20 protein-coding genes and 1 tRNA gene are annotated in these 21,569 nt (G+C 26.7%); 12 read left to right on the top strand and 9 right to left on the bottom strand.

The window, feature by feature from the left end:
- Positions 1 to 5: 5 nt before the first annotated feature.
- The 4 genes from HA149_RS06975 to HA149_RS06990 form a co-directional block, all read right to left on the bottom strand.
- Positions 6 to 749, bottom strand: coding sequence for an adenylyltransferase/cytidyltransferase family protein (locus HA149_RS06975; protein ID WP_209114308.1), 744 nt, complete (start codon positions 747 to 749; stop codon positions 6 to 8).
- Positions 713 to 1,222 carry a hypothetical protein gene (locus HA149_RS06980; RefSeq protein WP_209114310.1) on the bottom strand — a complete coding sequence of 170 codons (510 nt, stop codon included), beginning with the start codon at positions 1,220 to 1,222 and terminating at the stop codon, positions 713 to 715. Before HA149_RS06980 ends, HA149_RS06975 begins: the two co-directional genes overlap by 37 nt.
- The gene (locus HA149_RS06985; protein WP_209114312.1) at positions 1,219 to 2,166 is read right to left on the bottom strand and encodes a hypothetical protein; all 948 of its coding nucleotides are present in this window, start codon (positions 2,164 to 2,166) and stop codon (positions 1,219 to 1,221) included. Before HA149_RS06985 ends, HA149_RS06980 begins: the two co-directional genes overlap by 4 nt.
- 81 nt (positions 2,167 to 2,247) lie before the next feature.
- Positions 2,248 to 3,069: a glycosyltransferase family 2 protein gene (locus HA149_RS06990; RefSeq protein ID WP_209114314.1), complete on the bottom strand. Its 822-nt coding sequence runs from the start codon at positions 3,067 to 3,069 to the stop codon at positions 2,248 to 2,250.
- 187 nt (positions 3,070 to 3,256) lie between these two features.
- Here HA149_RS06990 and gmd point away from each other — a divergent pair, with 187 nt between their 5' ends.
- The 5 genes from gmd to HA149_RS07015 all read left to right on the top strand — a co-directional run bounded on the left by gmd (position 3,257) and on the right by HA149_RS07015 (position 8,858).
- A complete protein-coding gene (gene gmd / locus HA149_RS06995) occupies positions 3,257 to 4,378 on the top strand; it encodes a GDP-mannose 4,6-dehydratase (protein ID WP_209114316.1) in 1,122 nt (373 codons plus the stop codon).
- A gap of 7 nt (positions 4,379 to 4,385) precedes the next feature.
- A complete protein-coding gene (locus tag HA149_RS07000) occupies positions 4,386 to 5,207 on the top strand; it encodes a glycosyltransferase (protein WP_209114318.1) in 822 nt (273 codons plus the stop codon).
- Between the two features lie 180 nt (positions 5,208 to 5,387).
- Positions 5,388 to 6,269 carry a glucose-1-phosphate thymidylyltransferase RfbA gene (gene rfbA, locus HA149_RS07005; protein ID WP_209114320.1) on the top strand — a complete coding sequence of 294 codons (882 nt, stop codon included), beginning with the start codon at positions 5,388 to 5,390 and terminating at the stop codon, positions 6,267 to 6,269.
- A 107-nt stretch (positions 6,270 to 6,376) separates the two neighbouring features.
- Positions 6,377 to 7,399: a dTDP-glucose 4,6-dehydratase gene (gene rfbB / locus HA149_RS07010; RefSeq protein ID WP_209114322.1), complete on the top strand. Its 1,023-nt coding sequence runs from the start codon at positions 6,377 to 6,379 to the stop codon at positions 7,397 to 7,399.
- A 130-nt stretch (positions 7,400 to 7,529) separates the two neighbouring features.
- Positions 7,530 to 8,858 (top strand): exopolysaccharide biosynthesis polyprenyl glycosylphosphotransferase, encoded by a 1,329-nt coding sequence (locus tag HA149_RS07015; RefSeq protein ID WP_209114324.1) that lies wholly within the window; start codon positions 7,530 to 7,532, stop codon positions 8,856 to 8,858.
- A gap of 5 nt (positions 8,859 to 8,863) precedes the next feature.
- Here the strand turns inward: HA149_RS07015 and HA149_RS07020 are convergent, their stop codons facing one another.
- The 3 genes from HA149_RS07020 to HA149_RS07030 all read right to left on the bottom strand — a co-directional run bounded on the left by HA149_RS07020 (position 8,864) and on the right by HA149_RS07030 (position 11,884).
- Positions 8,864 to 9,937 (bottom strand): alpha-1,2-fucosyltransferase, encoded by a 1,074-nt coding sequence (locus HA149_RS07020; RefSeq protein ID WP_209114327.1) that lies wholly within the window; start codon positions 9,935 to 9,937, stop codon positions 8,864 to 8,866.
- Positions 9,934 to 10,746: a glycosyltransferase gene (locus HA149_RS07025; RefSeq protein ID WP_209114329.1), complete on the bottom strand. Its 813-nt coding sequence runs from the start codon at positions 10,744 to 10,746 to the stop codon at positions 9,934 to 9,936. Before HA149_RS07025 ends, HA149_RS07020 begins: the two co-directional genes overlap by 4 nt.
- 277 nt (positions 10,747 to 11,023) lie before the next feature.
- On the bottom strand, positions 11,024 to 11,884 hold the full coding sequence (locus HA149_RS07030; protein WP_209114331.1) for an NAD-dependent epimerase/dehydratase family protein: 861 nt from the start codon (positions 11,882 to 11,884) through the stop codon (positions 11,024 to 11,026).
- A 106-nt stretch (positions 11,885 to 11,990) separates the two neighbouring features.
- Between HA149_RS07030 and HA149_RS07035 the strand changes: the two genes are divergently transcribed.
- The 4 genes from HA149_RS07035 to HA149_RS07050 all read left to right on the top strand — a co-directional run bounded on the left by HA149_RS07035 (position 11,991) and on the right by HA149_RS07050 (position 15,690).
- A complete protein-coding gene (locus HA149_RS07035) occupies positions 11,991 to 12,659 on the top strand; it encodes a hypothetical protein (RefSeq protein WP_209114333.1) in 669 nt (222 codons plus the stop codon).
- A gap of 391 nt (positions 12,660 to 13,050) precedes the next feature.
- Positions 13,051 to 13,875 (top strand): glycosyltransferase, encoded by an 825-nt coding sequence (locus HA149_RS07040; RefSeq protein WP_209114335.1) that lies wholly within the window; start codon positions 13,051 to 13,053, stop codon positions 13,873 to 13,875.
- A 162-nt stretch (positions 13,876 to 14,037) separates the two neighbouring features.
- Positions 14,038 to 14,868: a class I SAM-dependent methyltransferase gene (locus HA149_RS07045; protein WP_209114337.1), complete on the top strand. Its 831-nt coding sequence runs from the start codon at positions 14,038 to 14,040 to the stop codon at positions 14,866 to 14,868.
- A 93-nt stretch (positions 14,869 to 14,961) separates the two neighbouring features.
- Positions 14,962 to 15,690 (top strand): DUF5672 family protein, encoded by a 729-nt coding sequence (locus HA149_RS07050; protein ID WP_209114339.1) that lies wholly within the window; start codon positions 14,962 to 14,964, stop codon positions 15,688 to 15,690.
- Positions 15,691 to 15,788: 98 nt separating this feature from the next.
- Here HA149_RS07050 and HA149_RS07055 read toward each other — a convergent pair.
- A tRNA-Ala gene (locus HA149_RS07055) sits at positions 15,789 to 15,861 on the bottom strand.
- 647 nt (positions 15,862 to 16,508) lie between these two features.
- Between HA149_RS07055 and HA149_RS07060 the strand changes: the two genes are divergently transcribed.
- Entirely contained in the window at positions 16,509 to 17,276 is a 768-nt protein-coding gene (locus tag HA149_RS07060) for a class I SAM-dependent methyltransferase (RefSeq protein ID WP_209114341.1), read from the top strand.
- 54 nt (positions 17,277 to 17,330) lie between these two features.
- On the opposite strand, the gene HA149_RS07065 is transcribed toward HA149_RS07060, so the two are convergent.
- A complete protein-coding gene (locus tag HA149_RS07065) occupies positions 17,331 to 18,494 on the bottom strand; it encodes a DegT/DnrJ/EryC1/StrS family aminotransferase (RefSeq protein ID WP_209114343.1) in 1,164 nt (387 codons plus the stop codon).
- A 234-nt stretch (positions 18,495 to 18,728) separates the two neighbouring features.
- Here HA149_RS07065 and HA149_RS07070 point away from each other — a divergent pair, with 234 nt between their 5' ends.
- Both HA149_RS07070 and HA149_RS07075 read left to right on the top strand, forming a co-directional pair.
- Positions 18,729 to 19,745, top strand: coding sequence for a GDP-L-fucose synthase family protein (locus HA149_RS07070; RefSeq protein WP_209114345.1), 1,017 nt, complete (start codon positions 18,729 to 18,731; stop codon positions 19,743 to 19,745).
- Positions 19,746 to 19,912: 167 nt separating this feature from the next.
- Entirely contained in the window at positions 19,913 to 21,568 is a 1,656-nt protein-coding gene (locus tag HA149_RS07075) for an ABC transporter ATP-binding protein (protein WP_209114348.1), read from the top strand.
- Position 21,569: the final 1 nt, after the last annotated feature.

Raw genomic sequence — 21,569 nt, forward strand, 5'->3', positions numbered from 1 at the left:
ATAACCTATATTTTTGATAAAGATTTAAATATCATTTTTTTTAATCTAGTTGTTGAAAAGTTATGTTTTCTATTCAGCCAAATTATTTCTATTGGATTATCCTTACCGGTGTAACCTCCATCCTTATAGTCTTCCCCTAAAAACCTAACATCGTAATTCTTTAACATCTCAAGAAATTCATTTTCTAAATTATAAATTTCAATATTATCTATATATCTTATAGACATTAAAATTTCCATTCTTTCTTTTACTGTTTGCACAGGTTTTAACTTATTTGGTCTTTCAAGAGAAGGATCCTGATGTAAGGCTACAGTCAAATGATTACAATTTTGCTTTGCCTCTTTAAACATTCTTATATAACCAGGATGAAGAATATCAAAAGCTCCTGCAATGATCCCTTTTCTTTGGGGCATGAAATCATTAATCCAATCTTTAGCTTTTATATATTGGTCACCCACAAAATAATCTGATTGGATAGCTTTTGCAAACGTTAATTCATCATATTTACATTCAAATTTATCCAATTGATAAAGTGTTAGTTTTTTTAAATCATCAGAAGAAAATCTTCTCAGTATTATTTGGTTACCTTCATTATGTAATTTATTAATTGCCTCTATCATAAATTTGCAAGGCCTACTTTTATTAAATTGATATTGCCTATTATTATTTAAAGGTGTTTTAAAAATTGACTCATCAATATCAAAACAATATTTCATACGACTCCATGAAGAAATATCTGATGAATACATTCAACTATTCCATAGTCAAAGCTATCTACATGAAAGTCCCATAATGCATTTTTAGATATAGATCTTAGGGTATTTTCCTTACTAAAACCAGTTAATATTCCATAAGGGAGGTTATTATCTTCGCAATAATTTACACAATTCAAAATATTTTTAGATTCTCCTCCTGAACTAATTAATATTGATAAAGTTTTATCATCAGAATGATATTCTAGGAATTTTTGATATGCCTTTTCCATCCCAAAATCATTGATGAAACATGTAAGCATAGAAGGATCAGAAAATACAAGTGATTTTTTATTATGGAACTTAATATAGTCTTGCGAAATATGAGATGCGACTGCGTTACTTCCACCGTTTCCTAATATTATTATTTTAGAGAACTTTTCCCATACAATATTGAAATCATGGAATTCTTTATTAAAATCAATTTTATTAAGCGCTGAGATATAAGCTTTAAAAGGATTTTTTTTCATAAGGTATGACCTCTTACTCCATCAGTTGCTACTGAAATTTTTACTTTATCAAAAGGAATATTTAATTTATTCTTTTCTGAAAAAACAAGGAAAAATCCTCCATTACCAGCTCCACATAACTTATGGGCAATAATTGAGTTATTATTAGTGATTTCTTTATCCATTTCTTTGATAATATCATTAGAAGATATTATTTCAGAAGTATTTTTTTTCTGAATCCAACTCACGTTAAGAAGTTCTAGAAATTTATCAAAATTCTCTTTTTTAAATTCACTATATGCTTGTTCCAGCGTATCTAGCAAAGGTTTTGATTTCTCAATATTCTCACTTATATCTTTAAGAACATTTCTTGAATTCCTTGTTACACCTGTAAAAATCAGATGGGCATCATAATAATTAAAAAAATTGGTTTCAAGGAATTCATATTTTATTGATTTGTCATTAAAAAACTCTATCCTCTTTAATCCTCCAATACCGCATCCATATGGATCTTGATATCCGCAATAAGGATTAATTTGTAACTCTAATTTATAGGCTAAGTCACAAATTTCCATTGGAGTCATTTTTATTTTTTTATATAGAGATATAGCTTTGATAAGACTAATAATATAAGAGGAAGAAGATGCTAATCCACTTCCCTGGGAATATGAATCACTATTTAGAGAAACAGTTAATGGTTCAATATTAAAATATTCAAAGACTAATCTAACTGGATCATTTATGATTTTTGAGATAGAATCTATTTCCTCTCTTTTGGAATAATTAACTATAAACTTTCCTCCATAAACGTTATATCCCAGCATATCCTTATGCAGAGATATATAAGTTTTTAAATTAGAGGCGAAACTAATAACAGAGCCATAACCATATTTTTTCACAAAAAAAGGATTGTCAGTTGATCCTCCGAACAAAGATATTCTCAAAGGACAAGAAGCTACATACATTCGAAAATATTCTTCATAATGAAATCGTATATTATTTAGTAATCTTTAACAATCAAAGAGTGTTTAATGAGAATAATCTTATTAAAAAAGTTTAATTTTGGAAAGCAAATTAATTAATGAAAAACGTAATCTTGGATTGGTATTACACCTGAAAAGATCATATAAATTTGGAGGATACTCTTTTTTAGACCATGCACTATATTCTGCAGAATAAAGATCTTTATATTTTAATCTAAAATATTTACATGCCTTTTTATAATTAATAAAATTCTTGCTAGTTAAATTATTTTCTTGTTCCCTATGATGAAAACCAAAATAATCAATATGATGAAGCGAGATTCCCCCGCAAATTAGTCTTATCCATAAATCCCAATCTTCAAAACCAAAGCTCATTTTTGAATCATATTTATTTTCTGAAATTATTTTTGTAGGGATGAGTGCACAAACAGGCAAATAGTTTGCATATCTAATTGTATAAGGCGTTGGTTTTCTTACAACTAATTTCCTATCATAATTGCCAAATGATTTCCAATTAGTATAGAAAAGACAATTTTCGAGTTCTTTTTTATTAAATTTAGAATAAAAATTTGCAATAAATAAGGGATCAATAAGGTCATCTGCATCTAGAGGAAGGATATAATCACTTTCAATGCTTTCGATACCAGTATTCCTTGCCCCAGGCAACCCCATATTTTCTTGATTAATAATTTTTACATCATATTTTTTATCAATAAACTCTAGAGATAAAAGACTATTTTCATTGTTAGAGCCATCATTTACTATCGTATGAATTACCTCAACTTTATTAACATCAAATTGCTGATTTTTAACTGACCTTATTGTCTCCATAAGATATTTATGAGCATCATTATAAGTAGTAGTAATAATATTTATTCGTTTCATTTATTAAATATCCTCATTAATATTTTTAAAAAGTTTTTTCCTATAAAAAAATATACACCATAGTAATTATCTATAAATAAAAACTTTAAAAAGTTATGAGTTTTTACAAAATTTTTTCTATATTTCTTGATTTAGTACTGTTGAACAATATAGGATTAATTTATCATGCTCCTGGAACAGTTTTATAATGAAAAAAGCTTTAATTACTGGGATAACGGGCCAAGACGGTAGTTATCTTGCTGAGCTTTTGCTAAATAAAAATTATGAGGTTCATGGAATAAAAAGGAGAAGTTCTTCTTTTAATACAGGACGCATTGATCACTTATACCAAGACCCACATCAGGTAAATCCAAGTTTAGTATTACACTATGGTGACTTGACAGATAGCACTAATTTATTAAAAATTATTCAAAAAATCCAACCGGATGAGATTTATAATTTAGGTGCCCAAAGTCATGTATCAGTTAGCTTTGAAAGTCCTGAATATACTGCAAATAGTGATGCATTAGGTGCACTAAGATTATTAGAGTCTATAAGAATTCTGAACTTACAAGATAGAACAAAAATATATCAAGCCAGTACGAGTGAGCTATATGGGAAAGTTAGGGAAACTCCTCAAAGCGAAAAAACACCTTTCTATCCGAGAAGTCCCTATGCAGTTGCAAAACTATATGCATACTGGATTACAATAAATTATCGTGAAGCCTATGGGATTTACGCATGTAACGGAATCTTATTTAATCATGAGAGTCCAAGAAGAGGGGAAACATTTGTCACAAGAAAAATAACAAGAGGGTTGGCAAGAATTAATTATGGTTTAGATAATTGTATTTATATGGGTAATATTGATTCATTAAGAGATTGGGGTCACGCCAAAGATTATGTCTATATGCAATGGCTTATGTTACAGCAAGAATATCCTGATGATTATGTTATCGCGACAGGGAGGCAAGAAAGTGTGAGGACCTTTATAGAACTAACAGCGAAAAAAATTGGATGGTCTAATAATAAAAACTCTCCTGCAATTTTATGGGAAGGCGAGGGAATTAATGAAATTGGAAGAAGAGCTGATACTAATGAAATAGTAGTTAGAATCGACCCAAGATATTTTAGACCTGCAGAGGTTGAAACTTTATTAGGTGATGCATCAAAATCACGATCAAAGTTAGGTTGGAAATCAACAACTTCTCTAGAAGAACTAATTAAGGAAATGATAGATTTTGATTTAAAAGAAGCAGAAAAAGAATTCTTTTTAAAGAAAAAAGGATTTGATATTTACACCTCAAACGAGAATCCTCCAAACACCTAATTTTATAATGTATGACGTATCAATAATTATGGTGGTTTATGATGGCGACGATACAAACCACTTTGAGGAAGCTCTAGTTTCTCTTTACCCAAATAACAACTTTTACAATGAGATAGTTCTTGTTATAAATGGAGAAATTTCAAAAAAAAAGAAAAAAATAATTGAAAAATTAAAAGATGATTTGAAAATTAAACCAATTTTTTTAAAAACAAATATTGGTCTAGCGCAGGGTCTAAATATTGCTTTAAAAAACGTAAAAAATGAATGGATCGCAAGATTTGATAGTGATGATATAAATTCTCAAGATAGATTCTATAAGATTCAAAAATACATAAATAAATATGGAAGAGATTTTGATGTAATGGGTACATTTATAAGTGAGTTTGAATTTACTTTAAAAGATAATAAAAAATATATTAGAAAAGTCCCCTTATATTTGGATGAAATTAAGAAGAGATTAATTTACAGAAGTCCTATGAATCATGTTTCAGTATTTTTCAAAAAAGAAATTTTTGATAAAGGTAATTTTTACCCCTTAATTGACGGTTTTGAAGACTATGCATTATGGGCTAAATTAATTAGCAAAGGTTATAAATTTAAAAATTTCCCGGAAATAACTGTTTATGTTAGAACCGGTGCAAACATGGTCAAAAGAAGAGGAGGATTCAAATACATTTTAAAAGAATTTAAATTAAGATTTTTTCTCACGAAATATATAAATCTTGCTAATTGGCCAATAAATTTCCTTGTTTTGTTTCTACGAATATTTGCTTTTTCACTAAGTAAAGAAATTAAAAAATTTATTTATATATTTATTAGAAAATTCTAATAATTTTCAAAAAATGCTAAGACTTTTTCAGTTATTAAATTAGACGAATACATAATTAATTTTTTTAATTTAATTTTGAAGTCTTTGTAATAAACAATTTTTATTATCTTTAAATTTAATATAAAATAACAAGTATAATTCATGAATAATTTAAAAAAATAAAATATTTCTATTAAAAATATGACCATCAATAGAAAAGGTATAATACTAGCAGGTGGAAATGGGACGAGACTTAGCCCACTGACGAAAGCCGTAAGCAAACAACTTTTACCTATATATGACAAGCCAATGATTTTTTATCCACTTTGTACATTAATGCAAGGTGACATTAGAGAAATTTTAATAATTTGTAAGCCAGAAGATAAATCATCTTTTAAAAAAATACTTGGAGACGGTTCTAATTTTGGCTTAAATATAAAATATGCCCTCCAAAAGTATCCAGGAGGTCTTGCAGAAGCCTTCCTTATAGGTGAAAAATTTATTAGTGATCAACCAGTGACTTTAATCTTAGGCGATAATTTGTTTCACGGATCTTCATTATCTAAACAGATGAAAATCATAACCAAACAGAAAACTGGGGGGACGATTTTTGCTTATCAAGTAAAAGATCCTGAAAGATATGGAGTTGTTGAGTTTGATAACAATGAGAATGCTTTAGAAATAATTGAAAAGCCTTCGAACCCAAAAAGTAATTATGCTATTACTGGATTATATTTTTATGACGGCTCGGTTGTAAAAAAAGCCAAATCATTAAAACCATCAAAAAGAGGAGAGCTTGAAATTACTGATTTAAATATGCTCTATTTAAAAGAAAAATCTCTTAAAGTTGAAATTTTTGATAAGGGAGTTGCATGGCTTGATACAGGTAAGTATGATTCGCTTTATGAAGCCTCTGGATATATATATGCGCTTCAAGAAAGGCAAGGACTCAAAATATCTTGCCCAGAAGAAATCGCATGGAATAAAGGTTGGATTTCAGGTGAAAAGTTTTACGAAATTGCAAAAAATTATGGAGATAATGAATATGGTGAATATTTGATGGATTTATACAGAAAAATTTAAAACTCCAAAAAGCTTAGTAAACATGAATTTAGAAGTTGTTATTACATTTAAAAGAAACTTTTATAATATAAATAAAAATACCATATAATAAATTTTAAAATTTCAAAGTGGATATTTCATTACTTATTACTGGAGGAGCTGGATTCATAGGAAGTAATTTCGTGAAATATTTAAGTAATAACTTCCCTGAAGATAAAATTGTAGTAATTGATAAATTGACATATGCAGGACATAAAAAAAACATTAAAGAATTAATTGATAATAATAAAATTTCATTTTTTAAGGGAGATATTTCAAATACAAAGTTGATAACAAAAATATTGGAAGAATATAAAATCACTCATATAGCTAATCTTGCGGCAGAAAGTCATGTTGACAATTCTATAGAAAACCCCTCTGATTTTATAGAAACCAATATATTAGGCACCTATAATTTACTCAATGTTTTTAAAAATTATTGGAAAAAAAAAGGAAAACCAACTCATTATCGTTTTCTACAAATAAGTACCGACGAAGTTTTCGGAAGTCTCCAAAAAAATGAAAAGCCTTTTTGTGAAAGCACTCCATATAATCCTAGATCTCCTTATTCAGCAAGCAAGGCATCCTCTGATCATCTTGTAAAAGCCTGGTTTAACACATACAATCTTCCATGTATTGTAAGTAATTGTTCTAACAATTATGGACCTTTTCATTTCCCTGAGAAACTTATCCCTTTGACAATAATAAATATAATTAGAGGAAATTCTATTGAAATATACGGAGATGGTGAAAACATAAGAGATTGGCTTTATGTTAGTGATCATTGCAATGCCCTTTGCAAAATTTTAAAGCAAGGAATACCTGGTAAAAGTTATTGTATTGGAGGAAATAATGAAATAAGTAATTTAGATTTAGTTAATCACATCTGTAATATTTTTGATAGAAAGCAAAAAATCTCTATTAAAAATTCAAGTACTAAGCTAATTAAATTTATAAAGGACAGGCCTGGACATGACAAAAGATATGCAATTAATTCTTCATTATTAATGAAGGAACTAAATTGGGAACCAAAAATTGAATTAACTAAAGGATTAGAAAAAACAATTAATTGGTATTTAGAAAATGAAGATTGGTGGTCAACTTTTAAATAAATAAAATTTAAATAGAATGAAAAAATTTTTTTATTAAAAATTTTATAATTTTTGGCAAAAATAAAAATTTGGACTATAGTTAAGAGTTGAAAACAAAAACAAATTACCTATATTTCTAAAACTTTTAGGAATGATTTTAGGAAAATTAAGTTACCCCTGGCTTAGATATAGAAAGAAAATTATTTTTTCTTTTATATTTGATTTTTTTTTATATTTTTTATTTTTTGCGCATATTATTTTTGATGGGACAATAAATTCAGAATATAGGATCATACTATTTTTCAATTTATTTTTTTGGACATCTCTTAGTTATATTTTTGGAAGATATGATTTTATTAAAGAATCTATATTAAGAAGAATACTAATTCATATAGTATTATTGACATTTTGTTTTGCTTTTTACAATATATCAATTAATTACTCTTCAAATTTTTCTGAAATTTCTCTTATAAGGAAATTTACAATAACTTTTACAATTTATGTTTCCTTTTGTTTTCTCATAACAAATTTTTTAAATCAATATTTCCATAAATATATTTTCAAAAAAAATAATTTCTTTTTTATAGGTAATGAAGAGAAAGCAAAATTAGTAATAAAAGAATTTAAAAATCAGAGCTCGAATTATATTATCAAACCTATTAATGAAATAATGAAAATAGATAAAAAAAACGTTAATGGAATCATAGTTGATAATCCTGAAGAAGTTGTAAAAGAAATAACAAAAAAATTAATTTTTTTTCAAAATATAGGTATTGAAGTTATAACGACCTTAAATTGGTGTGAAATGTATCTTCAAAGAATACCTAGCTTTGCAATAACTAACTCAGATATAATTAAAGGACTTTTTAAAACTGAGTTTCAAAGTATAGAAATGAGGATAAAAAGATTAGGAGATATTCTTTTAGCTTTAATTTTATTAATTATAACTTTTCCAATAATCCTAACTTCTATGATCTTAATTTTTTTAGATGATAGAGGGCCAATTTTTTATACTCAAAAAAGAGTAGGCAAAAATGAAAAGATTTTTAGCATTATTAAATTAAGATCAATGAGAGTAGATGCAGAAAGAAAAGGGCCTCAATGGGCCAAAGAAAAAGATCTAAGGATTACTAAAATTGGTACTCTTTTAAGGAAATTAAGATTTGATGAATTGCCACAACTTATTTCAGTAATAAAAGGAGAGATGAGCTTAATTGGCCCAAGACCTGAAAGACCATCTATTGATAAAGAATTAAAAAAAAGTATACCTCATTATTCTCTTAGATATTCCATAAGGCCTGGATTGAGTGGTTGGGCTCAAGTTAATTATCCATATGGTGCATCAATAAAAGACTCAAAAAACAAATTAAGTTATGATCTTTTTTACATAAAAAATAGATCTTTTATTCTAGATATTCTTATTTTAATTAAAACTATAAAGCTTATATTAAATGCAAAAGGCTCAACACCAAAAAATTAAATTTTTTATTGAGAATATTTATTTGTAATTTGATAAAAATTTCTTCTCAAAAGCCAAATTTTCAAAGTTAAAAATCTTCTAATTTTATCTTTTAAAGTTGCCTTATCATCTTTTTTTATTCCAATTTTATTTCCAATCCATGTATTTTTTACATCTTTAATTTTTAAAAACTTCCTCTTAGAAAGCATTGGTTTTGAAGGCGGGATTAAATCTTTATTTGAGTTAAAAACAGTCTGATAGTAAGTTATATTTTTAATAATTTCTCCGTTATTATTAACAAAATTAAATTTTTCATAGAAATTACAAGGTCCCTGCCAAAAATGATTTTCAGTAATTCTTTTGGATGATCCCCAACCATATGGAGCTAAAACGAGATTTTTTGTATTAGATAAATAAGCAGGAAAAAAGGCGAAACTACTATGTGAAATTATTAAAAAGTTTGCATTTTGCAAATTCATAAAATCTTCAGCTATCCCACCTTTTATGATCTCAAAATCAGGTAAAATCAGTTTTGAGAATTCATAATCATCAGATATAATTTTAAATCTAATATTTGGATAATCTTTTTTTAGAGTAGATATACATCTGTAAAAATACTTTAGATGTACACAAGGCGTTTTAAAAAGACCCAAAGTATCTCCTCCTCTAACATTTATTAAACATAAATCAGCTGGTAAATTTTCTAATCTTAAGTTATTACTAAAATCAAAATAATCTTTAAGTATTTTTGGAGTATTAATAAGAGTAGTTGATTGATAGTTTCCTTCTATCTCAATATATTCATACATATCAAACAAATCTAGAAATTTCTCATTTTCTCTAAAGTATAGAAATTCATTAAATTTTGTATTTATAAAAGGGAAGGGATTAAACACATACCATTCTTTTTCTAAAAGACTAGGATCGAACATTTGCACTTCAGTAAAAAATTTATCTGTTAACAAATCTTTTGCAAAAAATTGATCAATATTTCTTATAACAAGTTGCCTTGATTTTTGTTTAGCAATAAAAATTCCCGAAGCAATAAGCCATAATTGGTTGCCTAAACCTTGGCCATCTTTTAAGTCAACTAAAATCATTTATTGTCCAAACTCAATTTAAAGTCATTAATAATTAATGAAATATTCATCTCAAGAAAATTAATAGATTTTTTAGAAAAAATATAGTTATTTTTTTCCAAAGAAACTTTTGAATAATATTTAGGATATTTTTTTTGGAAGTATTTCTTAAATTCTGAATTTTTGTTTAATTTATTCAATACATTATCATTGTAATTCCTATTGTAGAAACCAGTAAAATTTGAGAACAATCCAATACAATCATCGAGCATTAAACGTATTATTAAATCTGCATTTTCAAAACCTTCTAAAATAGTTTCATTATATTTATAATTAGATGCTAATTCCAAAGGCATAAGTAGGGTTTTAGGAATATATTCAAAAAATTTTTTATTAAATTTATTAAGGTTATTTAGTTTAAAAAATTTGTTAGATTTACCAAATTTAGCCCAGTTAGAATAAGCAAAAGCTTTATTAGATTTACTTTTAATTAATTCTGTAATAAGAACATTCACAAAACATGGATTAATCACATCTTCAGAATAAAGAGGTACAAAATAGTCACAATTAAGAAGATTAATGCCTCTATTCAATGCAGAAGAAAGTCCTTTTTTTTCTTGTCTAAAAAGTTTAATTGATTTAATTTTACTTATCCTATCTAAAAATTCCAAACTTTCTGGATTATTAGTACCGTCATCTATTATGAAATGATCAATTAGAATATTATCTTGATTTAGTACTTGTCTTTGTACAGATAAAATAGTATCAAGTAGATAAAGACTTGGATTATGGGTAGGAGTTATTACAGAAACCTTTTTATAATTTGACATAAGATTTTATTTTTTTTTAAATAATATAACCATATATATTATTGATAATAATTATTTACTCTATTTTAATAAGGTTATAACTATAGAAAAAATTAGAAATCCTTAATAAATTTTTTTATTTTCTTTTTAATAGTACTAACAATAATCACACAATAAAAAAATAAAAACTTCATAAAAAGAATCATAAAGAAATTAAATAAAATTGACTATAGATATTATGTTCTAAGAATTGCTAAATCTTTTTTAAAGATATTCGAAATACAGTAAAAATTTATTTTTAAGTAAAAATCGAATTATATTTATTACTGCACAAATCTTGAATAGTTTCTTGAAGAGAATAATTTTGCTTAAATCCAAGTTTTAATAGCTTTGAATTATCCATCCAAAAGTCTTTTATATTTGAGGCACTATTTAATCTTGGAACTTCTCTATTAATAATTATAGAATTTGAATTTAATAAATCTCTACCTAAATAAATAATTTCTTTGATTTTTGTAGGTTTTCCACTGCTAATATTATAAATCTCATTGTAATTACCTTTATCACAAATTAATTGAATAGCATCGCAAACGTCATCTACATGCATAACATCTCTTAATTGATTTCCATTGTGGTATAAAAAAACATCCTTATTATTTTTTAATAGATTAATCATATATGTAATGGCATTTTTCTTGAGTGAATTTTTCTTATCGCCTCCGCCAAGTACATTACACAAACGTATTATCCTATATTTTAAATTATATGTTTCGCAAAATGTAATTAATAAATCTTCAGCTGTCTTTTTTGTAATTGAATAAAAACCTTTTGGTTTGCAAAAAGTCTCCTCAGTTGCAGGTAATGCACAATCGCCATATACAAACCAAGAACTTATGAAATTAAATACTATATTTTCATCTCTGCAATTATCAAGAACCTCACAAAGAATAGACAAATTTGTTTCTACATCTAATTTTATATCCTCAAAAATATTAAAATTATGGACTGTACTTATTAAGTAAAGAATATTATTAGTCTTAGGTATCCTTTCATCTCTTGTTTGTAAAATTATATTTTTATTGAATTTTCTGCAAAAATTGCTGCCAACAAATCCTGTACCACCAAACACACTATATTTTGAATTTATTTTTTTTTCCAAAATTAAATTTTACTTTTATGATAAGATTTAAAATACGTTTTACATTTTTTGAATAAAAATCTATATATTTTGATAATCTTTATTTATTTCCTTAATTTTTCATATAATGACTTATTGGTCTAAGTATAATCAAGAACTTAAAGAACTTGCAAATAAACTAATAGTTCATAATGAAAAAAATAAATTTAATTTTATAGAAGAAGGTTTTTATAATCATGTTCATGATATTTTGTTATTAGCAATATTAAAGTTTGATGATAACTCTGAAATAAAAGTTTTAGACTATGGCTCAAACATTTTGCCTTGGAGTAATGTAATAAACAAAATAAATACTAGTCAATTAAAAATAACTATATTTGATCCTTTTATAAAGAGTAAGAACAAAATAGATATTTCAAATAATTTTGACTTAACAATAACAAACGAAGAAAAAGATTTTAAAAAAGAAAAATTTGATCTACAAATTTTTGGATCATCATCTCAATATATTGATAATTTTTTTGATAATTTAAATCTTTATCTTTATTCAAGTAGATTTATTTTTTTTACTCATACCCCTTTATCAATAAATAAAACTTTTGTTTCTAATCAATATACTGGTTTCAAGGGCAAACAAATAATTAGATCTTATGATGAGTTAATTAGTTTTATGAAAGAAAATAAATATGAGATCATCTTTAAATCAATCTTACCTTCTCAATATGCAAGTGTAGATAAAGATAAAATAAACCAAACGATATATGCAAATTTATTATTTAAAAAATTGGATAATTAATTTTTTATTTTTCTCTTATTAGTGATTTGAATTCTTTATGAATTTAGGGTACCTAAATTTCATTAATTAATTAAATGTTCTCAATATGACTTAAAAAAATAATTAAGAGATTTAGAGGATGTTCAAATTTTTTTTCAAGAACATAAATTATGAAATTAGATAATTTATTTCTTATAGCTCAATAATAATAAGTTTTGATGATAAGGTAAATTATGGAAATCTTATTAAAATCATTTTCTGATGGATAATCAAATAAAATTTAGTTATTAATCAACCATAAAAATGAAATTATCATAATAATTTCTTACCAAAAGCATTTTTTGTATTTCGTTAGAAATTTATCAAGAAATTAAAAATATACAAATGATATAGTTTTACAAAGCATTAAAACATGAATTCAAAATATTTTTTTTCAATAGCAATTCCCTTTTACTATAGGAATGAATATTCTTTATATCAACTTGTTAGATGTGTTCAATCTATAAAGAATCAAAACTTTGAAGATTATGAGATAATTATAAGTACACAGAATAATTTTAATATCTTAAAGGAAGATCTCAAGTTAAAGGGTACAACCATAATAAATGCAGAGAAAATAGGAGGTTCTATCCAAGAGAATGTTAACAATGCAATTAGATTCTGTAATGGGAAGTGGATTAAAATATTATTTTCTGATGATTATTTTTTTGATCAATATTGCCTAGATAAATTACACGACTCTCTGATAATCAATAAATGTGCTTGGGCGATAAATAATGCACTACATGTTAATGAGTCTTCGAATAAAATTTACAGGCCAATAAAAGCTTATTATCAAAAAAATATATTAACTTTAAACACTATTGGATCTCCAAGCTCATTAACAATATTAAACAAGGATGTACCACTATTCGACCCGATGACTTGGATGCATTTAGATGCTGATTACTATCAAACACTTTTCAACAAATTTGGCAGTCCATTAAGTATATCCAATGTCTTCGTAGTAAATGAGATTCATTCCGATCAGTTCAGTAGTTTACTTAGAGGGAAAAGATCTGATGAAACAAAAAAGCTAATAAGAAAAGAATACAAATATGTGTATAAAAAACATTCTTATACTCAACCTCCTTTTATTGTTGTACTTTATTTACATTTAAAGATGAGGGTTGAGCAAAGATTTTACAATTTCATATTTAAGATCAGGCGATATTCTTGGTTTTTAGAAATTGATTAGCTTTGTGATCTAAACGACTGCTCATTATACTTTTTACATTTTTTAAATAAAAAACAGCTTCTAGATTCTAAATTGATTCAAATTTAGTAGTAAATATTTAAAAATGGCGTTGATATGATTAAATTTTGATGATACTATAATCAATTATTATAATTAAAACTTTTGGAACCCTGGGTACATGAAATTCTAGCTTGTCCTGTAACTAAAAATAAAGAGAATAAATCTTATTTTTCAGTTTTAAATGGCGTAATAGATGCTAGAGTTTTGATGAAGAATACAATTGGCTATTCAACTTGGAAGTATGGTCAAAATATCTATGAAGACGATGTAAATAACGAAGACCTTAAAAATGAACACTATCTCACTGAAATAAGAAATGATAGAGTGATCTATGAGAAATTTAAATTATCAGGCCGCATTCTTGATGTAGGAGGAGGTATTGGTACACTTAGAGAGTTTTTAGATGAAACCGACGAATATATTTCAACAGATCCTTTTATTAACATAAAAGATATTCAGCCTAAGGCAAAATTAGAATCCTATAAATGTCTCTCCAAAAATTTAAACTTAATATATGCAAATGCAGAGTTTCAACCATTCATTTCTAATTCATTTGATTGGCTACATTTAAGATCGATGCTTGATCATGTACATTCTCCAGACTTAGCATTAATGGAAGCATGGAGACTTTTAAAGCCAGGAGGACATTTGCTAATTGGGATATCCATTGAAGGGAGTAAAGAAGGCAATAACAAAATTATAAGTGAAGTGATTCATGAGTCTAAGCAAATAATAAAAGTACTTCTAAATCTAGTTGGTATAAATAAATGGAAGAAGGATGTGCACGTATTTCACCCTACTTTTAAAGGGTTAATGAAAATTATCAAAGACAATGGTTTTATTGTTGAAGAAGAATATGCCCAGCCTTGCTGGGGGGGTAGAGTTTGGTATATCTCTGCAAGGAAAGGATCCAGAATACCAGGTAACTTTTAATTTAGCTTTTATTTGTGCACATTATTTATCTATTTGAATACACCCTTTTACTCATAGTAATCAGTAAAATAGAAGACTTAGGATTATTTGAAAATGAGTAAAAATAAAATTCCTCTTCAAATTATTGCGATAAGTGATCTTAGACTAAAGAAAACTTTAACGTCTATTAACAGGACATTAAAAGCTCTTAATGCATCTTCTGCAATGCTTTTAACCTCAAAAGTAGATAGCTTTGATTTCTCTTGTAAAGAGTATAGTCAAATTCAGTTAGTAAAGATTAAACCTATTAATAGTCATGATGATTACAATTATTTTGTAATATATGAACTTTATAAATATATTAAAGAAGACAAGTGCTTAATAGTGCAGTGGGACGGTTCGGTAATGTGTAAATGGATGTGGAGTGACTCTTTCCTTTTGTATGATTATATTGGTGCACCATTTATACAAGTAAAAAAAGATCCTTCCTATTGTTTAGACAAGTATGGAGTATTTCAAAATGTAGGAAATGGGGGATTTAGTCTTCGATCAAAAAGGTTATTAGAAGCGCCCACAAGATTAGGACTAAAGGATGATAAAGATTTTACAAATGCGCACGAAGACGGTTTTTTTTCTGTTTTACATAGAGAGACACTTGAAGCTCAAGGATATCAATGGTCACCAGTTAATGTGGCTAGAAGATTTTCGCAGGAAAAGCCTAGAAACTTCCTTGATTTTCTAAGGCCCTCCTTTGGATTTCACGGAAAAATTTATTCAATACCTGCTAAGTTTTGGTTTTTTGCTTCAACAATTCTAGATTTTTTTTCTAGTAAGTTTAATTAATTCTAATATTTCCTTGATTTTATTTATACACTAAAATACATGGCATATTCTTATGTATTATGGTTCAAACTAATAGGTATAACGACTGAAATATCTGATGGAGCCAAGCGGACTCGAACCGCTGACCCCCTGCATGCCATGCAGGTGCTCTACCAGCTGAGCTATGGCCCCAAATCGTAAAACGTCAGTTATATCAATCTATTTAAAGATTTATTTAGTAACTTCCGTAATTCCTATAGTACTTTATAGAGTTTGATTCTTGAAATCTGCACCTTAAAAATGTACCTAGAGATTTACAAGTTGTAGCATGCTTTCTGGTTCTGTTTTAAAGAAATTCCGCATTTACTTTAAAAATCAGATCAGTCATAAGGAAAGAATCCAAAGAAAAATCAATCACTAAAGTAACCCCCGATACTCAGAAAATCAAGGTAGGACTGATGCAAATATGAACCTACCTTTGAATGCTAAAAATATAATTAAATGTATAACTGCTATAAAACAATTCAATAATTTAATGAACCAACAAGAATTATTTCTAAAAAATATTTTGAGGTATCATTCTCTCTGAAACTTTATTATTTAATAATGGATACAAAGGTCAAATTGATTGCAAAAATATTTCCTACCTTTAAATTATTTTATGACCTAATAATTCGTTGGCACTTTTAAAATAATTACAAAACTTATTAGCCTTTAAATTCTTTAAAAACAAATTTTTAATTATCAACAAAATCTAATAATTATTAATTTTGTTTTAATGTGCTTTAGAAGTTTAGTACTGTGGTTAATAGCAAAATAAAAGCCCTAAACATTTACGAATGGGAAATTATCTAAAAATTCTCTCAATGGGGGGGGCAATCTCTAAAAGAAAAAAAAGATCAAAATTTGCGAAAATATTTCTTAGAGGTGTCTCACCTCAATTTGAATTTGATTCTCTTTATCTAGTAAAAATTATTAATTTATTTATTAAAAATAATAATAATTCAAGTTATTTAAATAAAAAACCAAAAGCCATTAATATTTATGATATTGGATGTGGACCATGTAATTATTTTTTTTCTAATACATACAAAGGTGTTAAATTAAACTATACAGGTATTGATATAAATTACACTTTTAAAGATCATATAGAGAAACTTGGAGGTTCAATTATTAAAGCAAATCTTGAGAATAAACTCTCAATGATCGAATCAAATTCAGCGAATATTATCATATGCTCTCACGTTATTGAACATATTAAAAATACAGAAAGTTTCATTTCAGAGATGTATAGAATATTAAGTCCTGAGGGCTTAATATTTATTAGAACTCCTGATATTGAAAAAGTTAAATTTGAATTTTATGATGACTATACACATGTGAGGCCTTATACTCCCAATTCATTAAAAAATTGTTTATTAAGTAATAATTTTGAAGTAATTTATTCCAAATCAATAACACCATTAAAAAGTGTTTCTGAAATTATAATAAAAAATTTACCTATTAAAATAGAACGAATATTACTATATTTTTTGGGTTTTTTATCATTATTTATATTTAGAAAAAGAAGAGAAGTTGAATTACTAGCAACTAAAAATTTTGAGTAATTGATCTCATTTCAATTTATAAAAAAGAAAAATAAAAAAAATTTAAAGTAAATATTAATACTGCCATTCATTTATATATTGACATATTTCCATAGCTTGATTAATAGAAACCTTGTGATGTATTGGTAAAACCAAATACTTATCCTCTAAATAATCCATATTAGGTAAATCTTTTTTTCTACTCCCAAATACAGAATAACGATCATTTCTATAATGAACCTGTGCAGTCTCCACTCCTTTTTCCCTTAGTTTATTCATGAGATCAATTCTTCCATTTTCTACAATTATTGTGCATAACCATGGACATATTGAAGTTCCATTTTTATCAGGTGTATTAATTAAATTTATTTGCTTATTAGAGATATTTTCTAAATAAATTTCAAAAATACTTTTTCTATGATTAACAAGTTTTTCAAAATATTTCAAAGAAGATATCCCAAGGCATGCTGCAATATCTGTCATCTGGTATTTATAACCTATCTCAAAAACATCATTTTCCCATATACCTTTTTGTTTCTCGCTTCTATCTATACCGAACCAGCGCAATCTTTTTGCTAGAGGTAAATCCCCATAATTTTTCAAAACAAGCATTCCTCCATCAGAAGTACTAATTGTTTTAATGGCTTGAAATGAAAAAACGGTAAAATCACAATATTCTGAAATGGGTCTGCCTTTGTATAAAGTTCCAATCGATTGAGCGCAATCTCCTATTAATTTAAGTTGATATTTTTCGCAAATTTTATTCAATTTTTCATAATCTGCAGGTACTCCACCGTAATCGACAGCTACAATAGCTTTAGTTTTCTCTGTAATTCTATGCTCAATATCATCAACATTTATATTCATTGTTAGTGGATTTATGTCTGCAAAAACAGGTTTTGCTTTGATGTAGAGAAGAGGCAAATTAGTTGCAGTACATGTAAAAACTGGAGTTATAACTTCATCTCCTTCTTTGATTCCAGACAAAATATAAGCCAAATGCAAGCCATCAGTACCACTTCCAACTGCAACAGGAAAATTATTTGGTACAATTTTTTTCTGAAACTGTTTTTCGAATAAATCAACTTTGGGTCCCTGGCCAATCCACCTTGAATTAAGTGAATCCTCAACTTCCTTAAATGCTTCGGGAGCAACAAATGGATAAAATAAAGGTATTCCTTCTTCCGGATTAAGTATTGGGAATTCATTCATTGGTTGATTTTTTGCTTCAAAACCCATTTCTCTTATTTTTATTTAAAATTTAATTAAGTATTACCTTTAAAATATTATACAAACTAACATAATATTAAAAGATAATTAAGCCAAAGTAAAAAGATAATTATTTAAAAAACTTTCTACTTATCTTTGTATTTTTATTTACTTAAAGAAATTATTAATAATTAATTCAGATTTTAAAAGAATAATTTTCATATCAATTACAATCACATCAATCCAGATTATTCAAATACTTATATGAATCTAATAAATAAGTCAGAAAAGATATTTGTTGCTGGACATAATGGAATGGCAGGTAAAGCAATTTGTAGGGCTTTAATTAAAAAGGGGTATGGGCAAAAAGAATTAAATGGCGAATTAATTACTGAGACTCGGAAATCTCTAAATTTATTGGATCAACTAGAAGTCTCTTCATGGTTTGAACAAAAAAAACCAACTATAGTAATTCTTGCTGCAGCAAAAGTGGGTGGGATAGGAGCAAATAATAATTATCCTGCTGATTTTCTACTTGAAAATATTAAAATTCAAACAAATGTTATTGAATCAGCTTTTAAAACAGGAGTTAAAAGACTTTTATTTCTTGGTAGCAGCTGCATCTATCCAAAATTTTGCAATCAACCTATTTCAGAGGAAGAACTTTTATCGGGTACACTTGAACCAACTAATGATTCATATGCCATAGCAAAGATTGCAGGCATAAAACTCTGTGAGGGATTAAGAGAACAATATGGTTTCGATACTATAACTTTAATGCCTACAAATCTATACGGTCCTGGAGATAATTATAGTTTTAATAGTAGCCATGTTTTTGCAGCGCTAATAAGACGTTTCTATGAAGCCAAAATAAAAAACGAAAAAACTGTAAATTGTTGGGGTACAGGCTCACCAATGAGAGAATTTCTTCATGTAGATGATTTAGGCGAAGCAGTATTATTTGCTCTAGAGAAATGGGATCCAGATCATTTTAACTCGCCTAAAAAAGAAAACGGTGACAAACTATATTATTTAAATGTTGGCACAGGTAAAGATATTTCAATCAAAGATCTTGCCGAGAGTATTTCATCAAAATTTGGATTTAATGGGGAAATTTATTGGGAAAAGAATAAACCTGATGGTACTCCAAGAAAATTACTAAATGTTGAAAAGATGAAAAAAATAGGGTGGGAATCAAAAATTGAATTAGAAGATGGAATCAAAAAAACCTGCAAAATATTTTCTGATAACTATACCAATGGTTCCTTGAAGCTAGATTAGTGTTATTATTTATTGGTTATTATGAAATTCAAATTAAATATTACTAATTTTATAGATAAATGAAAAATATACTTTTTATTTTATCGAAATTAAAAAAACAAACGTTTATTAAACTTTTATATTTTCTATTTATTTTAATAATAACAGCCTTATTTGAGACCTTCAGCGTGAGTTCAATTTCTCCTCTCCTAAAAGATCTTTCAAGCAGCAATGCATTAAATACACAATCCTCATTAGAAATATATCTGGCAAATAACATATTAATCAACTTTGACTCAATAACCATAAAGCTCTTCATTTTCGTTTCAGCAGTAATTCTAGCTGGGGTAACAAGATTACATAATTTATGGATAATGACGCGTGTATCAGCTCAGATTTGCCATGAAATTGCAATGAATTTATATAAAAAAAATATTTTCCAGAGTTATGAAAATCATATTAAAAAGTCAAGTGATTATTTAATTAATGTATGTACAAGGGAAATGGAGAGAGTTAGGGAAAGTATTGATGGAATATTTAACATAACCACTTCGATAACAATTTCAGCTTCTTTGTTATTTACTATTTATAAAATAAACGGGAGTATTATTTGGATAATAATGTTTATATTTTTAATAATATATTTAGTTTATTATTTTTTTTCTATAAGATTTACAAATAAATATGGCAAAATAATTACAAGATCGGGTACTAAACAAATAAATATTTTACAAGAAACTTCTTTTGGATTTCTTGATATTATTTTATACGGATTAAAAAACAAATATATTGATAAATATAATAATAATGAAAAATTATTAAGGGAAACATATGGAAATATTAATTTCATAGGTCTTTCTCCAAAATTTATAGTAGAGCCAATTGTAATTGTTAGCTGTCTTTTAATATCTTTTATATTTGCAAAAAAATTAGATTCAGGATATGAAAATTTCTTACCCTCACTTGGCGTATTTGCAATTGGCGGTCAAAAGTTATTACCTTCAATAAACCAATTTTTTGCATCATATGCTGCCATACAAGCAAATAATTCAGCTTTCAATTCAGTTATTGCAAATTATAAAAAAATATCTCAACCTAAAAATATTTCAGTATCTTCAAAGAATCAATTTGAGTTCAATAAGAATATACAAATAAAAAACTTAAGTTACTTTTATGGCAATCATAATGAAATTACCATAATTGATGATATTACATTTGAAATAAACAAAGGTGAGAAAATTGGAATTGTAGGCAATACAGGTTGCGGTAAATCAACACTAATTAAAATCATGATGGGCATATTAAATCCATCAGGAGGAGAAATCTATATTGATAATAAATTACTATTTCCTTATGATAAATCTGAGATTGATATCGAAGAATGGTATAGAAAAATAGCTCATGTCCCACAAGATATTTTTCTAATGGATGCAAGTATTATGGAAAATATTACTTTTAAGAATGATCTAAGAATAGAAGATTTAAAAAAGCTTAGAAAAATCATAAAGGTAGTTAATTTAGAAAATTTTATAAACGAATTAAACGATGGAATATATACAAAAGTTGGGGAAAGAGGTATCAGATTAAGCGGAGGTCAGAAACAAAGAATTGGTATAGCTCGTGCCTTATTTAAAACCAAAAGTATTATTTTCTTGGATGAGGCAACAAGTGCTCTAGATACAAAAACAGAAAAAAAAATTATAAAAAATATTGAAGAAAACTATCCTGACTTAACAATTCTATCTATTGCGCATAGATTAACTACACTTAATAATTATGATCAAATATTTGAATTGAGATCAGGGAAAATTGAAAAATTTAATCTTAGAAAGAATTTAGATTAAA

The organism is Prochlorococcus marinus XMU1406, from assembly GCF_017696055.1.
GTDB lineage: Bacteria > Cyanobacteriota > Cyanobacteriia > PCC-6307 > Cyanobiaceae > Prochlorococcus_A > Prochlorococcus_A marinus_W.

Bases quoted from the DNA above. Each gene is read 5' to 3' on its own strand.
- HA149_RS06975 (WP_209114308.1), bottom strand. From the start codon at position 749: ATGTATTCATCAGATATTTCTTCATGGAGTCGTATGAAATATTGTTTT.
- HA149_RS06980 (WP_209114310.1), bottom strand. From the start codon at position 1,222: ATGAAAAAAAATCCTTTTAAAGCTTATATCTCAGCGCTTAATAAAATT.
- HA149_RS06985 (WP_209114312.1), bottom strand. From the start codon at position 2,166: ATGTATGTAGCTTCTTGTCCTTTGAGAATATCTTTGTTCGGAGGATCA.
- HA149_RS06990 (WP_209114314.1), bottom strand. From the start codon at position 3,069: ATGAAACGAATAAATATTATTACTACTACTTATAATGATGCTCATAAA.
- gmd (WP_209114316.1), top strand. From the start codon at position 3,257: ATGAAAAAAGCTTTAATTACTGGGATAACGGGCCAAGACGGTAGTTAT.
- HA149_RS07000 (WP_209114318.1), top strand. From the start codon at position 4,386: ATGTATGACGTATCAATAATTATGGTGGTTTATGATGGCGACGATACA.
- rfbA (WP_209114320.1), top strand. From the start codon at position 5,388: ATGACCATCAATAGAAAAGGTATAATACTAGCAGGTGGAAATGGGACG.
- HA149_RS07015 (WP_209114324.1), top strand. From the start codon at position 7,530: ATGATTTTAGGAAAATTAAGTTACCCCTGGCTTAGATATAGAAAGAAA.
- HA149_RS07020 (WP_209114327.1), bottom strand. From the start codon at position 9,937: ATGATTTTAGTTGACTTAAAAGATGGCCAAGGTTTAGGCAACCAATTA.
- HA149_RS07025 (WP_209114329.1), bottom strand. From the start codon at position 10,746: ATGTCAAATTATAAAAAGGTTTCTGTAATAACTCCTACCCATAATCCA.
- HA149_RS07035 (WP_209114333.1), top strand. From the start codon at position 11,991: ATGACTTATTGGTCTAAGTATAATCAAGAACTTAAAGAACTTGCAAAT.
- HA149_RS07040 (WP_209114335.1), top strand. From the start codon at position 13,051: ATGAATTCAAAATATTTTTTTTCAATAGCAATTCCCTTTTACTATAGG.
- HA149_RS07050 (WP_209114339.1), top strand. From the start codon at position 14,962: ATGAGTAAAAATAAAATTCCTCTTCAAATTATTGCGATAAGTGATCTT.
- HA149_RS07060 (WP_209114341.1), top strand. From the start codon at position 16,509: ATGGGAAATTATCTAAAAATTCTCTCAATGGGGGGGGCAATCTCTAAA.
- HA149_RS07065 (WP_209114343.1), bottom strand. From the start codon at position 18,494: ATGGGTTTTGAAGCAAAAAATCAACCAATGAATGAATTCCCAATACTT.
- HA149_RS07070 (WP_209114345.1), top strand. From the start codon at position 18,729: ATGAATCTAATAAATAAGTCAGAAAAGATATTTGTTGCTGGACATAAT.